We start from the raw sequence: 17,875 nt of genomic DNA, 5'->3' as shown, positions 1-17,875 counted from the left end.
AGGGGCCGATGGCGACGAGTGGAGCGCCAGCCAACGGCCATCGGGAGGGGCGCGAGCCCCGCCGTCAGTTACCGTCCCGTTCGTCCGCCTGCCAGCGCGCTTCCAGCCAGAGCAGGTTGCACAGGCCCAGCAGCAGGGCGAATCCGAGGCCTAAAATCCAGGTGAAGTACCACATAGCAGATCCCTTGAGGTCAGTAGAGTTGATGGCTGTCGCGCTTGATGCGGGCACGGTCGAGCTTGCCGCGCACCACCCGATAGACCCAGCCGGTGTAGCCCAGGTTGACCGGCATCAGCACCAGCACGAGGCCGAACATGATGGCCAGGGTCTTGTAGCTGGAGGTGCTGTCCCACAAGGTCAGGCTGCTGACCGCATCGAGGGATGAAGGCAGCACGAAGGGGAACAGGGCGATGGCCACCGAGCAGAGCATGGCGGCGCAGGCAATGGCGCTGGCCAGCAGCGCAATCCGGCCCCGCTCCAGCCAGGAGGCAATCCCGCTCACCAGCGGCGCCAGCGCCCCGATGATCGGCACCAGCCACAGCAGCGGATAGTCAAAGTAGTTGCGCAGCCAGCCTCCGGCGTGGGGGATCACCCCCTTCATCAGCGGGCTGATGGCAGCATTCGGGTCAAAGGGTTGTGTGCCGACACCGGTCAGCTGAAACCCTTGCAGATCCACCAGATGCCAGCCGGCCAGCAGGTAGCAGAGGCTCACCAGCGGGGCCAGCAGGATGGCGATCCCCCGTGCGCGCAGTGCAGGGGTGCCGGTCACCTTGGCTTGCAGAAAACCGGCGCCGTGCAGCAGCAACAGGCTGATGGCAGTAGCAAGCACCGAGATCAGCCAGCCCCAGTGGAAGTCGAACGCGCCGTAGTGCAGACGCAGCGCCGTGTCGAAGCGAAACGGCAGCCCCTCCATCACCAGACCGATAGCTGCACCAAGGATGAGCGCCGGTATCAGGCCACCGGCCACCAGCGCCCGATCCCACCAGCGGCGCCACAGCGGATCGGCCAGCTTGCTGCGATAGTCAAAGCCGACCGGACGCAGAAAGAGCCCAAGCAGCAGCACCACCATGGGGATGTAAAGCCCTGAGAAGGCGGCGGCATAGACCAGCGGCCAGGCGGCGAACAGGGCACCGGCACCGGCAATCAGCCACACCTGATTACCCTCCCACACCGGCCCCACGCTGTTGATCACCAGACGGCGGTCGTCGTCATCTTTCGACACCACCGGCAGCAGCATGGCGATGCCGAGATCGAAGCCATCCATCACGATAAAACCGACCATCATGAAGAGCACCAGCGCCCACCAGATGAGTTTCAGGGTTGCGTAATCCATCAGGCGATCCTCGCAAGTTCGGGTTGTTCACCGCTGTAGCGGCCGGTATGGAGAATGGCGGGCCCCTTGCGGATCACATGTCGCAGCAGGAAGAGCTCCACCACCAGCAACAGGGTGTAGATGGAACAGATGGCGATGAGACTGAACCAGAGCTGGCCCGGCTGAAGCAAAGAGACCGAGGCCGAGACCGGCAGCACATCGCTGATGGTCCAGGGTTGACGGCCGAGCTCGGCCACCAGCCAGCCCGCCTCGATGGCAATCCAGGGCAGCGGAATGCTCCAGAGCAGGGTCTTGAGCAGGCGCGGTGAGTCTTGCAGCCGGTTGCGGCAGAGCTGAACAAAGCTCACTACCATCAGCCCCAGCATGGTGACGCCAAGCCCCACCATCACCCGAAAGCCCCAGAAGAGCGGCGCCACCGGCGGGATGGAGTCATCGACCGCCTTGGCAATCTCTGCCTCACCGGCCTTGGCGATATTGCTGGCATAGGGGGTGAGCAGCATGCCGTAGCCGAGATCCTTGCCGTGCTGCTCGAAGCGGGCGCGGTTGGCCGGGGTGTCATCGCCCTGCCGGATCTGCTCGAGGGCCTCGGCCGCCACCATGCCGCTGCGAATGCGCGCCTCGTTTTGCACCTTGATATCCTTGAGACCGGTCACCGCCTCGTCGATGGAGCGGGTGGCGATGATCCCCATCAGATACGGGATCTTGATGGCGGCGTGGGTGGTTTCCGCCTGCTGATCCGGGAAGCCGAACAGGGTAAAGGAGGCTGGCGCTGGCTCGGTCTCCCACTCCGCCTCGATGGCGGCGAGCTTGACCTTCTGCACCTCACCGGTGCGATAGCCCGACTCATCCCCGAGCACAATGACCGAGAGGATGGCCGCCAGCCCGAAACCGGAGGCGATGGCGAAGGAGCGCAGGGCGAACTGTACCTCGGTCTTGCGCAGCAGATACCAGCTGCTCACCCCCATCACAAACATGGAGGCCGCAACATAGCCCGCCGCAACGGTGTGAACGAACTTCACCTGCGCCACCGGGTTAAAGAGCACGGCGGCAATATCCACCAGCTCCATGCGCTGGGTCAGCAGGTTGAACTCGGCCCCCACCGGGTTTTGCATCCAGCCGTTGCCGATCAGGATCCAGAGCGCCGAGAGGTTGGAGCCGAGCGCCACCAGCATGGTCACCAGCAGGTGCTTGCCGCGGGAGAGCTTGTCCCAACCGAAGAAGAAGAGCCCCACCAGGGTCGATTCGAGGAAGAAGGCCATCAGCCCCTCGATGGCCAGCGGAGTACCGAAGATGTCCCCCACATAGTGGGAGTAGTAAGCCCAGTTGGTGCCGAACTGAAACTCCATGGTGATCCCCGTGGTGACCCCCATGACGAAGTTGATGCCAAACAGTTTGCCCCAGAAGCGGGTGATGTCCTGATAGATCACCTTGCCGGTCATCACATAAGCCGACTCGGCGATCACCAGGATCCAGGACAGCCCCAGCGTGAGGGGCACAAACAGGAAGTGGAACAGGGCCGTGGCGCCAAATTGCAGGCGAGACAGGCTGACCACGTCATCCGGATTGATCATGCGTCACTCTCTTTTGTTGTATTTGCCTTGCACGTTTCGTGCGTGACAAGTACATCACGGAGCATGACACCTATAACAGATGCAGTTATATTGAATTACACCTATAACAGTTGATCCAGATCATGTCTCTTTACCAGCAGTTGGCCGACCGCCTGCAAAGCCAGATCGACGATGGTATCTGGCAACCGGGGGAGCGCATCCCCTCCATTCGCCAGAGCTGCAAGACCCACGGGCTCAGCCCCATGACGGTGCTGCAGGCCTATCAACTGCTGGAGAGTCAAGGGCGGATCCTCGCCCGCCCCCAGTCCGGCTACTACGTCAAAGCCGCCTCACCACAGGTCGTGCAGCACACGCCGAGCCAGACCCACTACAGCGGCTCGGTGGATATCAACGATCTGGTGTTCGAGGTGTTGCAGGCGAGCAAATCGCGGGATCTGGTGCCCCTTGGCATGTCGGTAGCAGACCCGACCCTATTCCCCCATCCCCAGCTCGGGCGGGCGCTGGCCAGTTGCATGCGCAAGCTCGACCCCTTCAGCACGGTGGCCGACCTGCCCCCCGGCAACGAAGCGCTGCGCCGCGCCATCGCCCAGCGCTACGCCAGCGACGGAGTGGCGGTCAATCCGCAGGAGATCATCATCACCACCGGCGCCATGGAGGCGCTCTCCCTCAGCCTGCAGGTGCTGACCGAGCCCGGTGACTGGGTGGTGGTGGAGTCCCCCACCTTCTATGGCGCCCTGCAAGCCATCGAGCGGCTGAAACTCAAGGCGGTGGAGATCCCGGTCATTCCGGGGGTGGGCATCGATCTCGACCTGCTGGCCGACGCCCTCACCCGCATTCCGGTCAAGGCGTGCTGGCTGATGGGCAATGTGCAGCACCCGCTCGGCCACACCATGCCCGATGCACACAAACAGGGGCTGATGGCACTGCTCAACAGCCATGGGGTGCCGCTGGTGGAGGATGACGTCTATGCCGAGGTCTACTTCGGCCGCGAGCGCCCCAAGCCGATCCGCCACTGGGATCAGCGTGGCGACAGCCTGCTCTGCAGCTCCTTTTCCAAGTGTCTGGCGCCGGGCTTTCGGGTCGGCTGGGTGGTGGCGGGGCCCCATGCCGAGCGGGTGCAACGGCTGCAACTGATGTCCACCCTCTCCACCAATGTACCGAGCCAGCTTGCTCTGGCCGAGATGCTGCGCCAGGGCGGGGTCGATGCCCACTTTCGCCGCCTGCGCCACACCCTGGCCCAGCGCCAGCAGCAGATGCGGGCGGCCCTGCAGCGCTTGCTTCCGGACGAGGTGCGGATCTCCTCCCCCGATGGCGGCTACTTCCTCTGGCTGGCGCTGCCTGCCCATTTCGACAGCCGAGCCCTGCACGCCAAGGCTCTGGGCAGCGGTTTTTCAGTGGCCCCCGGCGCGCTCTTCTCCAGTCAGGGACAACACAACCACTGCCTGCGCCTCAACAGCTCCCATCCCTGGAGCGAACAGCTGGAGCAGGCCCTCACCCGACTGGCGGAGCTGATTGCCGCGCAGCTCGGTGAAAAGTAACGAGGTAAAGAGCCGCTGACGAAACGAACAAAGGCCCGTAACGGGCTTGTGTAGTTGGGGAGTGACGCGCCTTGGCTCGCCATCAGAAACTGGTTATCTGGCCATGATCTGCGACTGCACCTTGAAGCCCAGCGCCTCGTAGAGCGCTTGGGCACGCTCGTTGAAGGCCATCACCTCCAGCCGGATTTGCTGAGCATCACGGGCCTTGGCCCACTCATCACAATGGGCGATCAGCGCTTTGCCAATCCCGCGGGAGCGGTGCTGCTCATCCACCACCACCGAGCCGATACGGCAAATCGGCGCACGGGTGAGAAACGGCACGCTCTCATTGATGTCGATCCGCGCCGTCAAAAAGCCCACCACCATGCCATCCTGCTCGGCAACGCAGAACAGACGCCCTTCTGCACCGATGGCGCTCAGCAAAAATGCCCGCTCCTCTGGCGAAGGGGGGCAGAACACCTCGGGATAGTGCTGATGGTGGAGCTCTCCAATCTGCCGGTTCAGCTCGACAATGGCGTCGATATCCAGTTCGCTTGCCTTGCGTATCTCCAACGGTTGCTCCTTGCAAAAAAGTGATGGTCCTGCGCCATCTTAGGGGCTGTGTCCCGCAATCCAAATAGGCTCATCCGTATCTTTTGACGAGCAACCTAAACAACAACGCCCCTTGAGCGGGGCGTTATCGGCAATCCATGGCGGTGAGGAATATCAGGCGGGGGCGTTAAGTTGGGCCACCTGACGCTCGATGCTCCCTTTGAGGTTGTCATCGAGCTTGAGGGCGCGCGCCAGTTCGTCGAGATAGCCTCGCTCCATAAAGTGATCCACCTCGATGGCGAGCAGGGAGGCGAGATAGACCTCGGTGGCCAGCTCCATATCGGTCACTTCCCGCGCCAGCGCGTGGGGATCGAGGGGGCGGGCCAGCTCGGCGTCAATCCAGCGGGCCACATCGCTCTGACCCTGTTCGGTCAGGTACTCCTGAATCTTCTGGCGCTCGGCCCCGTCGATATGGCCATCGGCCCGGGCTGCCGCCACCATGGCGCGCACCAAAAGCGCCGCGCGGGCATCCAGCGCATTGCCTTCCAGCCCACTGATGGGATGGGTGGGCTGGGCCGGTGCCGCCTGCTGGGCCTGCCAATCCTGATAGAGCTTGTAGGCCAGCCCGCCAAGGGCTGCGGCGCCGCCCACGGCAGCGGCCTTACCGCCATATTTGCGCACTTTTTTATTGCCCAGCAACAGACCGAGCGCGCCACCGGCCAGCGCCCCCTGCATCTGCCCCTTGCGCTTGTCTCCGCCTTCGTTGAGCCAGCCTTTGCCAGCCCCCAGCAACTGTTCCAGCATCTGTTTCATGGTGTCACTCCTGCGGCTATGTTCCCGTCGATAGAGCCAGATAGTGACCCCGCCCCCCTGAATCGGGGATGAACCCTTGACCGGGCAGGCCGATGGGGCAAAGCTCAGGGAAACCCTTCAGGCAATAAGGATGTAACTGTGCCAAATCGCGAACTGACCCTGCAATTTCTGGCCGAACCCTCCGACGTCAATTTCGGCGGCAAGGTCCACGGCGGCATGGTGATGAAGTGGATCGATCAGGCGGGCTATGCCTGCGCCGCCGGCTGGTGCGGCGGCTATGCGGTGACCGTCTATGTGGGGGGATCCGCTTTTTGCGCCCCATCCAGATTGGCCAGCTGGTGGAGGTGCACGCTCAGGTGATCCACACCGGCACCACCAGCATGCACCTGGCGGTGGATGTCTACAGCCGCCACCCCACCGACACCGAGCGCCACAAGACCACCCACTGCATCATCATCTTTGTGGCGATGGATGAGCAGGGCAAACCGACCCCGGTACCCCAGTGGCAGCCAGTAAGCGAGAGCGATCTGCAGTTGCAGCAGTACGCCAAAAAGCTGATCGCCCTGCGCGAGGAGATCGACAAGGAGATGCGCCAACACCTCTGACCTTGGTGATTCCCCTGCCCGATATAGCGGGCGCTTTCGGCCAACGGCGGCGCCCCTGTATAATCCCCCCTCTTCCCGCAACCGGAACCCTGCCCATGTCACTGGAAACTGCCCCGCCCGAGGTGAAACTCGCGGTGGATCTGATTGAACTGCTGGAAACCAATGAGCTGGCCCCCGAGCTGGTGCTGGCGGCGCTGGCCATCGTAAAAAATGACTACGAGCGCAAGCTGACGGAGGGGAAGGATCACTGATCCCTCCCCGCACTTTTTCCGCCTTATCTTGCCGACGTCAGTTTTTCCCCACAGTAGTTTTTGCCACTCACTGCGGCCCCATCACCTCGTCACAGAGGGCGATCAGGGCCGCGCTCAAGCGGCTAAGCGGCTCGCTCCCGCTTCCCCTGGCATGCAGCGCCAGCTCCACCGGCGCCACCTTGGGCCACTGGGTCAGGGCCAGCTGATCGGCGGGCATCAGCCGTTTGGGCAGCAAGCTCACCCCGATCCCCGCGCTCACCGCCCCCTGCAAACTGGCAAGGCTGGCGCTGACATAGGCGATACGCCAACGCCGACCGAGGCCATCGAGCGCCTCTGTCATCTGCCGCCGATAGAGCCCTTCGCTCGGGAACACCACCAGCGGCAGCGGATCCCGTTCCCGTGCGGGCCAGTCGCGACTGTCGACCCATACCAGCGGTTCGCGCCAACTGGCAAGGGGCGCCCCCTGCCCCCGCGTCTGCTTGACCAGCGCCAGATCCAGCTCCCCCGCCTCGAAGCGCTGCCAGATCTCGTGGCTCAGGCCGCTCTCCACCTCCAGCCGCACCTCGGGGTAGTCGCGGGCAAAGGCGGCCAGCACTGGGGTGATGGCACCGACGGCGAAATCCTCCGGCACCCCGAGGCTGAGCGATATGCACCCCTCGCTCACCTGCTCCTCGGCCTGCGCCAGCAGCGCCAGAATGCGGCGGGCCAGCCCCAGCAATTTTTCCCCCTCCGCCGTCGCCACCACCTGCCGACCGGAGCGGTCCAGCAGCGGGCAGCCAACCTGCTGCTCAAGGCGGCGGATCTGCTGGCTGATGGTGGATTGGGTCAGATGGACCCGTTCACCGGCGCGGGTAAAGCTGCCGGTGTCGATAATGGCGACAAAACTGCGCAGTAACAGGGGATCCAGCATGGGGTACTCCATTTACAAAACCACTGAACTCCATTCTATCATTTAATTTCAAAATGACTTTCGAGCCCGCTAGGCTGGCGTTTTTGCCTCCTTTGACGGTGATCTGCCATGTTCAGCCCCGATGACTCCGCGTCCCGAATGCTCCCTGTTTCTCCCAGAACCGGAAACAGCACCCGATGAATCAACGAAATGCGGATCATCCCGCAGGCCAGACGGCCCTGCTGGTGCTGGTGATCCTGATTGGCCTGAACCTGCGCCCCTTTCTTACCGCCATCGGCCCGCTGAGCGGCGAGATTGGCCGCACCCTGTCGCTGGGGATGGACACCCTCGCCTGGCTTACCCTGTTGCCGCTCTGGCTCATCGGGATTGGCGTGCTGCTCACCCCGCGCCTGTGCAGCCTTGCCAGTGCCACCACCCTGCTGGGGCTGGCCCTGCTGCTGCTCGGCATTGGCAGCGCCATGCGCTTCGATGCCCAAAGCGGCGCCCTGCTGATCGCCAGCGCGGCGCTTTGTGGATTGGGGTCGGCACTGGTGCAGGGGGTGCTACCGGCCCTTATCAAGCAGGCCTTCGCCCACAAAGTGCCGCTGGTGATGGGGATCTTCTCCGCCTGCATGATGGGGGGCGGGGCGCTGGGGGCCAGCCTTACCCCAAGGCTGGCGGCCAGCCTCGACTGGTCGCGGGCACTGGCGCTCTGGAGCCTGCCGGTGCTGCTGGCCCTCATCTGGCTGGGGTGGAAAGTGCGTCTGCCACGGGCCACGGCTGCAGCCATTCCCCACGGCGAGCAGCGGCTGATCACCCTGCCCCGCAGCTGGTTGCTGATCGTCTGCTTTGGCATCATCAACAGTGGCTACGGCATCGTAGTGGCCTGGCTGGCCCCCGCCTATATGGCGCAGGGGTGGAGCGCCGCGCAGGCGGGCGAGCTGGTCGCCTGGCTGGCGCTGGCGCAGACCGCCAGCGGCCTCGGCCTGCCGCTGCTGGCAGCACGCAAGATGGATCGGCGGCCGTGGATGGGCCTTGCCATCGCCATGCAGCTGGCGGGATTCGGCGGCCTCTGGCTGGCGCCAGCCAGTGCCCCCATTCTCTGGTGCATGCTGTGCGGCGCCGGTCTGGGCGGCAGTTTTTCGCTGATCATGGTGATTGCGCTCGATCACCTGCCAGACCCGCGCCGCGCCGGCACCCTGAGCGCCCTGATGCAGGGCTTCGGCTTTATGCTGGCGGCCACCGGCCCCTGGGTGGCGGCACGGCTCTATCACTATATGGGCGACTTTGCGGCCGCCTGGCAGTGGCAACTGGGGGGCTTGCTGCTGATGAGCCTGCTGGTGCTGCGCCTCGACCCACGCCACTATCCCCGCGTCATGGGGTTACCGACCGCCAGCGAGCCACCCCTTTCGGCACCTCTCCCAACCAGCTCTGCGGCCCAAAACAACACACCGGCCTGAGGCCGGTGTGTTGGGGATAACCGTATTGGAGATGACAAGGTAAGCTGACGCCACTCAGGGGGGCAACTCAGCGCCCTTTTTTCTGCCGTCCGGTGTTAGCGGTGCGCGGCTTGCCAGCGGCCGGTTTGCCACCCTTGGGTGCCCCTTTGCCAGCTCCGCCCTTGTTGGCAGCACCTTTGCCCGCGCCACCCTTACCCACCGGCAGCTTCTTCTCGAAGGCTTCCGGGCCCGGTACATTGGGACGCCCGCCAATCTCGTGATCATCATCGCGGCGCGGCTTCTTGCCCTGCCCCGGTTTGGCGGCTTGCACCGCAGGGGCCTTGGCCGCCTTGGGTTTGTCGCCTTTGGCCGGTTTCACCTCGGAGGAGGAGTCCTCAATCAGCTTGAACAGATCGATCAGCTCGTCGTCGGTGAGATCGCGCCACTCGCCCACCGGCAGCCCCTTGAGGCTGACGTTCATGATGCGGATGCGCTCCAGCTTGGTCACTTCAAAACCGAAGTGCTCGCACATGCGGCGGATCTGGCGATTCAGCCCCTGCACTAGCGTGATGCGAAAGACGAACGGAGCCTCTTTCTTCACCTTGCACTTCTTGGTCACAGTACCGAGGATCGGCACCCCGGCCGCCATGCCGCGCACAAACTCGTCGGTCACCGGCTTGTCGACGGTCACCAGATACTCTTTCTCGTGATCGTTGCCCGCCCGCAGGATCTTGTTGACCAGATCGCCGTGGTTGGTGAGGAAAATCAGCCCCTGCGAATCCTTGTCGAGCCGCCCGATGGGGAAGACCCGGGTGCTGTGGTTGACGAAATCGACGATGTTGTCCTTCTCGCCCGCCTCTGTGGTACTGACGATGCCCACCGGCTTGTTGAGAGCGATCAGCACCAGACTGTCCGCCTCGCGCGGCTCGATCACCTGACCGTTCACCTTGACCAGATCGCCAACCTGCACCTGATCGCCAATCCCGGCGCGCTTGCCGTTGATAAAGACGTGGCCCTGCTCGATAAAGCGGTCGGCCTCGCGGCGCGAGCAGATACCGCTCTCGCTGATGTATTTGTTCAGGCGCATGGATTCGTTAGCCAGCATAGTGCACCTGCCACAGGTTCTGGGCCGCGCCCGGTTGTGCCATCGCCTGTTCCGGCTGCGCCGGGGAGGCTGTCTGCTGCATCAGCCAATTCACTACGTCAAAGTTCTGCATACCATTCCATCTTCAAAAAAGGCCAATGCCAGCTTATCCATCAAAAAACGCCGCTACAGTAGCATAATTGCCCTCTTTCAGGGGCAGATAGTTGCAAGGTCGCAGCGCCCAAGCAGGCATCCGCGGACAAGTTCACGCCGCCAGATGGCCCGCGATGCAGCCTTCGAACGGCCAGCCTGATGCCAACAGCGGGATCCAGCGCCCACAGCCAGCGCGGCCGAATGCCATCAACTATACATATCACCTTGTTTCCATTAGGCTTTAAGCCGGTTGGCAGCGCCCAATGTGCTGCGCCGAACTCGCCCGCCCAGATGCGGCTTCACCTCTATCGCCAAGGATTGCGCCATGCTGGCTCACACTCGCCGCCTTGTTCGCCGTGCTCTGCTGACCCTGTTGCTGCTGTTGCTGACCGCGTGGGCGGTGATCGCCTACTTCGCCTGGCAGGCAGCGCCGCTGCAGCTGTGGCACATAGTGGTGCCCCCCGAACTCAGTGCCGATGAGCTCGACAACAGCGACTGGCAAGCCTATCTGGCTCGCGAAGCAGAGCTGTTCGAGCTGGTGGCCACCGAGGTGGTCGCCAAGACGCCGCCGGAGCAGCAACTGGCCAGCAATCGCTACTATCAGGACGCCCCCATCAATCCCGCCCGCTTTCAGCAGAACTGGAACCGCTCCTACCTGCTGCGCCCCGAGGGGGAAGTCAAAGGGGTAGCTGTGTTGCTGCACGGCCTGACCGACTCCCCCTACAGCCTGCGCCATCTGGCCAGACGCTATCAGCAGCAGGGCTTTATCGCGCTGGGGCTGAGGATCCCCGGCCACGGCACCGTACCCGCTGGCCTCGTGGATGTGGATTGGGAGACCTGGCTGGCCGCCACCCGACTCGCGGTGCGGGAGGCCAGATTGCTGGCACCGGGCAAGCGGCCGCTGCATCTGGTGGGCTTTTCCAACGGCGGCGCGCTGGCGGTGAAATATGCGCTCGATGCACTGGCCGACCCGAGCGGCACGCTGGCAAAACCGGATCGGCTGGTGCTGATCTCCCCGATGATCGGGGTGACCCGCTTTGCCCGCTTCGCCGGGCTCAAGGCCGTGCCAGCCCTGCTACCCGCCTTTGCCAACGCCGCCTGGCTCGACACCATGCCGGAGTTCAACCCGTTCAAGTACAACTCGTTTCCGGTCAACGGCGCGCGCCAGTCCTATCGCCTGACTCACGCCATCCAGCAGCAGGTACGCCAGCTGGCCGCCAGTGGCGAGCTGGCGGCGTTTCCCCCTGCCCTCACCTTCCAGTCGGTGATGGACTACACCGTCAGCACCCGCTCCATCATTGCCGATCTCTACCACTACCTGCCGGCCAACGGCAGCGAACTGGTGCTGTTTGATATCAACCGCAGCACCCTGTTTGGCCCGCTTATGAGCTCGGCCTCAGAGCTGGCGCTGCACCGCTTGCTGCCAAACGCCCCCGGGCACTATCGCCTCACCGTGGTGGGTAATGTCGAGCCAACCTCCCCCGCGACGCAGGCCAGAACGCTGGCCAGCGCAGACCAGCCTGAGCAGGTCCGCCCGCTAGGCATCGACTATCCCAAGGAGATCTACTCCCTCTCCCATGTGGCGCTCCCCTTCCCGATGGACGACCCCCTCTATGGCATGGCAGCGCGCCCGCAGCAGCGGGAGCAATACGGCATCAACCTCGGTGGTCTGGCCCTGCGTGGCGAGCGCGGCGTGCTGATCGTCAACCCCGGCGCCCTCACCCGCACCTCCTCCAACCCCTTCTACCCCTATCTGCAGCAGCGGGTGATGGAGACCCTCACCGCCCCTCCCGTCGCCCCGTCTGCCGCCGTAACCCCAACCAGCAGTGGTCAATATGATGCGGCCTATCAGGCCGAGCTGGAGCAGTTTTTACAGGAGAGCGACGAGAGCAACGCGCCTTTCTAGGGCGTTTCTGGAGTATCGGCAAAGAGCCACTGGCGCAGGGTCGATGGCGATACAAGAAAGGGGCCGTAAATTGACGGCCCCTTTCTATTGATGATGGCGATGGGACTGATGGCTTGGTGGACTCAGGGATAGATGCTGACTTCTATCAGGTTCTGGTCAGGGTCGAGGAAGTAGATGGATTCTATCGGCCCGCTGGCACCGCTTTTGGTCACCGGCCCCTCGACAATCTCCACCCCGTGGCAGGCAAGCTGGGCCATCACCTGCTCCAGCGGCCAGCGGGTGATCAGGCAGACATCCCCCGACCCCACCTGCGCTCGGTTACGAGGCTCCTGCCCCAACAGTTGCAAGTTGATCTTCTGGTTACCAAATCCCACCGCCCGGCGCCCCGCACCGAAGGTAATGGCCTCCATATTGAGCACCGAGCTGTAAAACGCCACGGCCCGTTCGATATCACTGACCGTCAATACCAGATGGTCGATATGGCTGATCATGGTTACCTCCTGGTGGTGATCTGGCTGATGTGACCGGCATATACCCGCAAACATCCGGCTGTTGCCGCCACGGCGGGCAACCCCATCATACCCGGTAAGGGGAAGCCCATGTGTGTCGTGACGCGCAAAGCGAGCGCAAATGATCTGGTCAGATAAATTCGCTTTACTGCACCGCTGCGCACGCTTTCTCCCGCTGGGCCAGCAGGGCTTCATCGTCACTGTCCATTGCCGCCAGAATCGCCTGATTGCAGGCGCGCTCCGCCAGCTTGGCAGGACTCTGCTTGGCATCCCCAATCTCTGCAATCATCGGCCGATAACTGACGGCAGCCGAGCAGTACATGGTGCGAAATTTGGGCAGTTGCCAACTGCTGTCATCCTGCCGGGTCAAGTCATCGCACAGCTTGTGAAACAGGGCGGACGCCTTGACCGTGCACTGGCTAAAGCGCCGCACATCTTGCTCATAAGGACGGCAAACGCTCGGCTGCTGGATCTGCCACAGCTGAAAAGAGAACGGGACCGACTCCCCCTCATACTGCACCACCAGCGTCTTGGCCTCGGTGCCATAGATATCCGCAACCTGCTGCTGTACCAGATTGAGATAAGCCGAAAAAAGATAGGAAACCGGATCCATCACCACCTCCCTGTGGTTGTCACTGTCGGGCTGTATCACGAAAACCGGAGCGATTTTCAAACGAGTAACAGACGACAACAGCTTACTGATTTGGTTGGAAAAAATGATACTCTTCTCGCCACCCTCATGTACAACGTTCAAGGCTAAAGTGCGATGCAACAATGCGGTATTTATGAACAGCTCATTACTCAACTGCTGACATCTCGACTCGACCGCGAGCACTTTTACGTGGGGGAACGCCAACTTGAGCCTGCCGAAGCGGCAGTTTGGTTATCCAGATTTCTGAGCCGGGTTTTGGAATATGCGGTTGGTTCGGTAACTGGAGAGGATCAGCTGCAACGGCAGATTGAGCTGGCTAACCAGTTATTGCTTTGGCTAAAGGATCGCACACAAGACCCAGACTTTATTAGCGAGAACCTCATCGATAGTCAGGGAAAAATTCTGACAGCGCTCTACCAGTTGGATAACCCCATTTCCGCCAATTTAAAGCAATATGCCGAGGATATTTTCCCTCTGACAGGTCTCACTCAGAGCGAACTGTTTTGTGGCAGCAATGCGGGTTTGTCGATGGAGTCGGAGATTAAACGGGAAATATTATCGGCAGATAGCATCTGCTGGCTGGTCTCATTTATCAAATGGGCAGGTATCCGGATTTTCCGTCATGAGCTGGAAGAGTTCACTCGCAGCGGCCGCCAATTAAAAGTAATTACTACCTCTTATATGGGGGCGACCGACGCCAAGGCAGTTGAATTTTTAGCTAGTCTCCCAAATACCGAAGTCAAACTCAGCTATAACACCCAGCGCGAGCGGTTGCATGCCAAGAGCTATCTCTTTTGCCGGAATACCGGCTTTCATACCGGCTATATAGGCTCCTCCAATCTCTCTCACTCTGCCCTCACCAGCGGCTTGGAGTGGAACCTAAAAATCACCTCGCAAGAGATCCCGCATATTATCGAGAAATCCCTGAGTACCTTTGAAACCTATTGGGAATCCGATGATTTTGAGCTGTTTGATGGCAAGCTCGAAAGCCGTACAAAATTGCAGCATGCGCTGCAAGAGGCCCGTGGGGATGGGGACAAAAATAGCCCTGCCTATTTCTTTGATATCACGCTGTTTCCCCATCAACTGGAGATCCTTGAACAATTGGCGATGGAACGCGCTTTACATCAGCGCTTTCGTAACTTGGTGGTAGCGGCTACCGGTACAGGGAAAACCCTGATATCCGCCTTTGATTTTGCGCGTTTTTTGAAAACCAAACCCGATGCCAAGTTTCTGTTTGTCGCCCACAAAGAGGAGATCTTGCGCCAAGCATTGGCCTCATACCGCGGAGTGCTCAAGCAATCCAATTTTGGCGAACTCTTGGTCGGCGGTGCCGTGCCAACCCACTACCGTCAGCTATTTGCCTCGGTGCAATCCTTGAATAACCAGCTGGCTAATTTACGTCTTAGCCCAGACTATTTCGATTACATCGTCATCGATGAGGTTCACCATATTGCGGCGGCCAGTTATCGCGGTCTGCTCGCCGCTTTTGAACCTCACATTTTGTTGGGATTAACCGCAACGCCAGAGCGCCATGATGGCAGTGATATTCTTGCCGACTTTTGTGGTGTCATCGCAGCAGAGATACGCTTGCCCGAGGCTATCAATCGTCGCCATCTCTGTCCGTTCCAATATTTTGGTATCGATGATGATACTGACTTGCGCCAAGTGGCTTGGAAAAATGGCCGTTATGACATCACTGAGCTCACCAATATCTATACCCACAATCAGCAGCGGGTACAGAAAATAGTCCAGAGCCTCAATGAGATCGTCACCGATATTACCAAGATCAAAGCGCTGGCATTTTGTGTGAGCCGTGAACATGCCGACTTTATGTGCAAGGCATTTTTATTGAAGGGCATCAAGGCTGACATCCTCACCAGCGATAATCGAGACGAGCGGCATAGTAAACAACAAGATTTGCGCACTGGGGTTATCAATATTCTCTGCGTGGTGGACATCTTCAACGAAGGGGTTGATATCCCGGAAGTCGATACCTTGCTGTTTTTACGACCAACGGAAAGCCTCACCATCTTCTTACAGCAATTAGGGCGCGGCCTGCGGCTGGCGAGCGATAAAGAGTGCTGCACCGTGTTGGACTTTGTTGGCAATGCCCGCGCGGAGTATGACTTTGCCCAGAAATTCCGGGCACTGGTGGGCAAAACCAACAAGGCGATCAGCCACGAAATCAAACAGGGCTTCCCTCACGCCCCCTTGGGCTGCCGCATCGAACTCTCAAAACAAACCCAAGAGTTAATTCTGAGCAATATCAAAAAGGCGACCCTCAATACCTCACGCCTCATGGGCCTGATCCGCCGTTTCTCACTGGATTGTGATTTACCGCTGACGCTGGCGAACTTTTTGAAGTTCTACCCTCACATCAGCCTTGAGGAGATCTACAAGCGCGGCAATTGGAGCGCCTTGGTCAAACAGGCTAGCAACCATACCATTTCTGAAATGAGCGATGAGAAGCTGTCGACCCTCTACACCCGGGCCATCAGAACCCGGCTATTGAGCTGCGATGCGCTCCATTACTTGAACTTCTTACAAACCTTGGTGGAAAGCGCCTTTACCTTAACGGCTGAGCACGATGAGCGGATGGCCTTGATGTGCCATTACGACTTCTGGCAACAAAGCGGCCCCACTGCTGGCTTTAGCTCCTTGGCGCACAGCCTGAAACAACTCAATCAACCTGAATTAAGGGCCGAGCTGGCAGATCTGTTACCCATGCTGATCAACCGGGTGCAACACGAACAAAGCGCCATGCCAAACCTTCCCGGTAATCCGCTGCAACTGCATGCTCGCTATGCCAGAGAGCAGGTGCTGGTTGGCTTTGGCGCGACCACCTTCGCGCAGCAACCCACTGCTCGCGAAGGGGTCTATGTCATCGCAGAGCAAAATATCGAGTCGCTGTTCGTGACCTTGAACAAAACGGAACAGCACTTCTCCCCCACTACCCGTTATCACGACTACGCCATCAACGAGTCGCTGTTTCATTGGCAGAGCCAAAACAGCGCTCGCCCAGAACGGGGTAAGGGACTGAGTTACATAAACCACAGAGCAGAAGGTAAGCGCTTGTTTCTGTTCGTCCGCGAGCAGAGCAAAGATGAATTTGGCCGTACCCTTGGCTTTGTGAACTTTGGTGAGGTGGAGTACGTATCCCACACTGGCAGCCAACCGATGAACATTAAATGGCGACTCACCACTCCGATGCCGCCATTTATGTGGAAAGAGGCCGCCAAACTGGCTGTTGGTTAGTAAGACTTATCACCCGGTGGGAAGATGACGCAAAACCCACCGGGTTCTTGCCCAAAACCCCGGCTAAATTATCCAGTTGCATAATAACCATGCGGCCTTGCGGTTGTTTAACTGGCCCTAACGTCAGATAATACCGCCCGCCTTCAAACCCCGATAACCCGACTTTCAGTGACGGTAATTGATGACTGAGTACCTGCTTTTATTGATCGGCACCGTGCTGGTTAACAACTTCGTGCTGGTGAAATTCCTCGGCCTCTGCCCCTTTATGGGGGTCTCCGGCAAGCTGGAAACCGCCATCGGCATGGGGCTGGCGACCACCTTCGTGATGACCCTCGCCAGTGCCAGCTCCTATCTGGTGGAGCACTATATCCTGCTGCCGCTGGATATCGCCTATCTGCGCACCCTCGCCTTTATTCTGGTGATCGCCGTGGTGGTGCAGTTTACCGAGATGGTGGTGCGCAAGAGCAGCCCGACCCTCTATCGCCTGCTGGGGATCTTCCTGCCCCTCATCACCACCAACTGCGCGGTGCTCGGGGTGGCGCTGCTCAGCATCAATGAGCGACACGACTTTATCCAGAGCGTGATCTACGGCTTTGGCGCCGCCACCGGCTTCTCGCTGGTGTTGATCCTGTTTGCCGCCATGCGCGAGCGTCTGGTCGCCGCCGATGTGCCCGCGCCGTTTCGCGGGGTGTCGATTGCCATGATCACCGCCGGTCTGATGTCGCTGGCCTTTATGGGCTTTACCGGCCTTATCAAGATATAACCATGATCCATATTCTCTTTGCCATTCTGGTGCTCACCCTGCTGGCGCTGGCGTTCGGGATTATCCTGGGCTTTGCCGCCGTCAAGTTTCATGTGGAAGCAGACCCCATCGTCGATCAGCTCGATGCCCTGCTGCCCCAGACCCAGTGTGGCCAGTGCGGCTATCCCGGCTGCAAACCCTACGCCGAGGCGCTCGCGGGCGGCGATCAGATCAACAAGTGCGTACCCGGTGGCGAGGCCACCATGCGCAAGATTGCCGATCTGATGGGGGTCGAGCCCCAACCGCTGGGGGGCAGTGACGAGGCCGCCGTGCCGGTCAAGAAGGTCGCCTTTATCCACGAAGATCAGTGCATCGGCTGCACCAAGTGCATTCAGGCCTGCCCGGTGGACGCCATCGTCGGCGCTACCAAGGCGATGCATACCGTGATTGCCAACGAGTGCACCGGTTGCGATCTCTGTGTCGATCCCTGCCCGACCGACTGCATCGAGATGATTCCGGTGCCCACCACGGTCGATAACTGGAAGTGGGATCTCAATAACGTGCATGTTCCGGGCAAGATTCCGGTCAAGATTGTGGAATAAA

General features: G+C 60.6%; 18 protein-coding genes and 1 pseudogene. 9 read left to right on the top strand and 10 right to left on the bottom strand.

What is annotated here, in order from left to right:
- Nucleotides 1–64: 64 nt before the first annotated feature.
- The 3 genes from cydX to ACTG2T_RS17615 are packed head-to-tail and all read right to left on the bottom strand — an operon-like array spanning nt 65 to nt 2,902.
- The gene (cydX, locus tag ACTG2T_RS17625) at nt 65–175 is read right to left on the bottom strand and encodes a cytochrome bd-I oxidase subunit CydX (protein WP_005337572.1); all 111 of its coding nucleotides are present in this window, start codon (nt 173–175) and stop codon (nt 65–67) included.
- A 16-nt stretch (nt 176–191) separates the two neighbouring features.
- Nucleotides 192–1,331 (bottom strand): cytochrome d ubiquinol oxidase subunit II, encoded by a 1,140-nt coding sequence (gene cydB / locus ACTG2T_RS17620; RefSeq protein WP_330125546.1) that lies wholly within the window; start codon nt 1,329–1,331, stop codon nt 192–194.
- On the bottom strand, nt 1,331–2,902 hold the full coding sequence (locus tag ACTG2T_RS17615; protein ID WP_279496536.1) for a cytochrome ubiquinol oxidase subunit I: 1,572 nt from the start codon (nt 2,900–2,902) through the stop codon (nt 1,331–1,333). The genes cydB and ACTG2T_RS17615 overlap by 1 nt, the downstream gene beginning before the upstream one ends.
- A 122-nt stretch (nt 2,903–3,024) precedes the next feature.
- On the opposite strand from ACTG2T_RS17615, the gene ACTG2T_RS17610 reads away from it, so the two are divergent.
- The gene (locus tag ACTG2T_RS17610; RefSeq protein ID WP_330125545.1) at nt 3,025–4,440 is read left to right on the top strand and encodes an aminotransferase-like domain-containing protein; all 1,416 of its coding nucleotides are present in this window, start codon (nt 3,025–3,027) and stop codon (nt 4,438–4,440) included.
- A gap of 93 nt (nt 4,441–4,533) precedes the next feature.
- Here the strand turns inward: ACTG2T_RS17610 and ACTG2T_RS17605 are convergent, their stop codons facing one another.
- Nucleotides 4,534–4,992 (bottom strand): GNAT family N-acetyltransferase, encoded by a 459-nt coding sequence (locus ACTG2T_RS17605; RefSeq protein WP_330125544.1) that lies wholly within the window; start codon nt 4,990–4,992, stop codon nt 4,534–4,536.
- A 153-nt stretch (nt 4,993–5,145) separates the two neighbouring features.
- A complete protein-coding gene (locus ACTG2T_RS17600) occupies nt 5,146–5,784 on the bottom strand; it encodes a tellurite resistance TerB family protein (RefSeq protein WP_042656069.1) in 639 nt (212 codons plus the stop codon).
- A gap of 216 nt (nt 5,785–6,000) precedes the next feature.
- Between ACTG2T_RS17600 and ACTG2T_RS17595 the strand changes: the two are divergent.
- From ACTG2T_RS17595 to rsmS, 3 genes and pseudogenes are all read left to right on the top strand, one after another.
- Nucleotides 6,001–6,140, top strand: a pseudogene (locus ACTG2T_RS17595) (hypothetical protein); the annotation flags it as partial.
- A complete protein-coding gene (locus ACTG2T_RS17590; protein WP_439973825.1) occupies nt 6,141–6,389 on the top strand; it encodes an acyl-CoA thioesterase in 249 nt (82 codons plus the stop codon).
- A gap of 95 nt (nt 6,390–6,484) precedes the next feature.
- Nucleotides 6,485–6,640: a pleiotropic regulatory protein RsmS gene (gene rsmS / locus ACTG2T_RS17585; protein ID WP_330125543.1), complete on the top strand. Its 156-nt coding sequence runs from the start codon at nt 6,485–6,487 to the stop codon at nt 6,638–6,640.
- A 67-nt stretch (nt 6,641–6,707) separates the two neighbouring features.
- Here the strand turns inward: rsmS and ACTG2T_RS17580 are convergent, their stop codons facing one another.
- A complete protein-coding gene (locus ACTG2T_RS17580; RefSeq protein ID WP_330125542.1) occupies nt 6,708–7,550 on the bottom strand; it encodes a LysR family transcriptional regulator in 843 nt (280 codons plus the stop codon).
- Nucleotides 7,551–7,726: 176 nt separating this feature from the next.
- Between ACTG2T_RS17580 and ACTG2T_RS17575 the strand changes: the two genes are divergently transcribed.
- On the top strand, nt 7,727–8,989 hold the full coding sequence (locus ACTG2T_RS17575; RefSeq protein WP_330125541.1) for a cyanate transporter: 1,263 nt from the start codon (nt 7,727–7,729) through the stop codon (nt 8,987–8,989).
- A 67-nt stretch (nt 8,990–9,056) separates the two neighbouring features.
- Here ACTG2T_RS17575 and rluF read toward each other — a convergent pair whose 3' ends face one another.
- Entirely contained in the window at nt 9,057–10,073 is a 1,017-nt protein-coding gene (gene rluF / locus ACTG2T_RS17570) for a 23S rRNA pseudouridine(2604) synthase RluF (protein WP_330125540.1), read from the bottom strand.
- Nucleotides 10,063–10,185 carry a hypothetical protein gene (locus ACTG2T_RS17565; protein ID WP_330125539.1) on the bottom strand — a complete coding sequence of 41 codons (123 nt, stop codon included), beginning with the start codon at nt 10,183–10,185 and terminating at the stop codon, nt 10,063–10,065. The genes rluF and ACTG2T_RS17565 overlap by 11 nt, the downstream gene beginning before the upstream one ends.
- 345 nt (nt 10,186–10,530) lie before the next feature.
- Here ACTG2T_RS17565 and ACTG2T_RS17560 point away from each other — a divergent pair, with 345 nt between their 5' ends.
- Nucleotides 10,531–12,111 carry an alpha/beta hydrolase gene (locus ACTG2T_RS17560; protein ID WP_330125538.1) on the top strand — a complete coding sequence of 527 codons (1,581 nt, stop codon included), beginning with the start codon at nt 10,531–10,533 and terminating at the stop codon, nt 12,109–12,111.
- 122 nt (nt 12,112–12,233) lie between these two features.
- On the opposite strand, the gene ACTG2T_RS17555 is transcribed toward ACTG2T_RS17560, so the two are convergent.
- Both ACTG2T_RS17555 and ACTG2T_RS17550 read right to left on the bottom strand, forming a co-directional pair.
- Nucleotides 12,234–12,602, bottom strand: a complete 369-nt coding sequence (locus tag ACTG2T_RS17555; RefSeq protein WP_330125537.1) for a VOC family protein — start codon at nt 12,600–12,602, stop codon at nt 12,234–12,236.
- 163 nt (nt 12,603–12,765) lie between these two features.
- A complete protein-coding gene (locus ACTG2T_RS17550; protein ID WP_330125536.1) occupies nt 12,766–13,233 on the bottom strand; it encodes a hypothetical protein in 468 nt (155 codons plus the stop codon).
- Nucleotides 13,234–13,386: 153 nt separating this feature from the next.
- Between ACTG2T_RS17550 and ACTG2T_RS17545 the strand changes: the two genes are divergently transcribed.
- The 3 genes from ACTG2T_RS17545 to rsxB all read left to right on the top strand — a co-directional run bounded on the left by ACTG2T_RS17545 (nt 13,387) and on the right by rsxB (nt 17,874).
- On the top strand, nt 13,387–16,530 hold the full coding sequence (locus ACTG2T_RS17545; protein ID WP_330125535.1) for a DUF3427 domain-containing protein: 3,144 nt from the start codon (nt 13,387–13,389) through the stop codon (nt 16,528–16,530).
- A gap of 181 nt (nt 16,531–16,711) precedes the next feature.
- Nucleotides 16,712–17,293 (top strand): electron transport complex subunit RsxA, encoded by a 582-nt coding sequence (gene rsxA / locus ACTG2T_RS17540; protein WP_005337600.1) that lies wholly within the window; start codon nt 16,712–16,714, stop codon nt 17,291–17,293.
- Nucleotides 17,294–17,295: 2 nt separating this feature from the next.
- Entirely contained in the window at nt 17,296–17,874 is a 579-nt protein-coding gene (gene rsxB, locus ACTG2T_RS17535) for an electron transport complex subunit RsxB (RefSeq protein ID WP_139493998.1), read from the top strand.
- Nucleotide 17,875 lies beyond the last annotated feature (1 nt).

Source organism: Aeromonas sp. 75A, from assembly GCF_051919425.1.
Taxonomy (GTDB): domain Bacteria; phylum Pseudomonadota; class Gammaproteobacteria; order Enterobacterales; family Aeromonadaceae; genus Aeromonas; species Aeromonas veronii.
Note: the sequence above shows the minus strand (reverse complement) of the source record. Positions and strands in the feature narration are given on the sequence as shown.

Coding starts and splice junctions, on each gene's coding strand:
- cydB (WP_330125546.1), bottom strand. CDS start 1,331: ATGGATTACGCAACCCTGAAACTCATCTGGTGGGCGCTGGTGCTCTTC.
- ACTG2T_RS17600 (WP_042656069.1), bottom strand. CDS start 5,784: ATGAAACAGATGCTGGAACAGTTGCTGGGGGCTGGCAAAGGCTGGCTC.
- rsxA (WP_005337600.1), top strand. CDS start 16,712: ATGACTGAGTACCTGCTTTTATTGATCGGCACCGTGCTGGTTAACAAC.
- ACTG2T_RS17565 (WP_330125539.1), bottom strand. CDS start 10,185: ATGCAGAACTTTGACGTAGTGAATTGGCTGATGCAGCAGACAGCCTCC.
- rluF (WP_330125540.1), bottom strand. CDS start 10,073: ATGCTGGCTAACGAATCCATGCGCCTGAACAAATACATCAGCGAGAGC.
- ACTG2T_RS17555 (WP_330125537.1), bottom strand. CDS start 12,602: ATGATCAGCCATATCGACCATCTGGTATTGACGGTCAGTGATATCGAA.
- ACTG2T_RS17580 (WP_330125542.1), bottom strand. CDS start 7,550: ATGCTGGATCCCCTGTTACTGCGCAGTTTTGTCGCCATTATCGACACC.
- cydX (WP_005337572.1), bottom strand. CDS start 175: ATGTGGTACTTCACCTGGATTTTAGGCCTCGGATTCGCCCTGCTGCTG.
- ACTG2T_RS17550 (WP_330125536.1), bottom strand. CDS start 13,233: ATGGATCCGGTTTCCTATCTTTTTTCGGCTTATCTCAATCTGGTACAG.
- ACTG2T_RS17615 (WP_279496536.1), bottom strand. CDS start 2,902: ATGATCAATCCGGATGACGTGGTCAGCCTGTCTCGCCTGCAATTTGGC.
- ACTG2T_RS17560 (WP_330125538.1), top strand. CDS start 10,531: ATGCTGGCTCACACTCGCCGCCTTGTTCGCCGTGCTCTGCTGACCCTG.
- ACTG2T_RS17610 (WP_330125545.1), top strand. CDS start 3,025: ATGTCTCTTTACCAGCAGTTGGCCGACCGCCTGCAAAGCCAGATCGAC.
- rsxB (WP_139493998.1), top strand. CDS start 17,296: ATGATCCATATTCTCTTTGCCATTCTGGTGCTCACCCTGCTGGCGCTG.
- ACTG2T_RS17545 (WP_330125535.1), top strand. CDS start 13,387: ATGCAACAATGCGGTATTTATGAACAGCTCATTACTCAACTGCTGACA.
- ACTG2T_RS17575 (WP_330125541.1), top strand. CDS start 7,727: ATGAATCAACGAAATGCGGATCATCCCGCAGGCCAGACGGCCCTGCTG.
- rsmS (WP_330125543.1), top strand. CDS start 6,485: ATGTCACTGGAAACTGCCCCGCCCGAGGTGAAACTCGCGGTGGATCTG.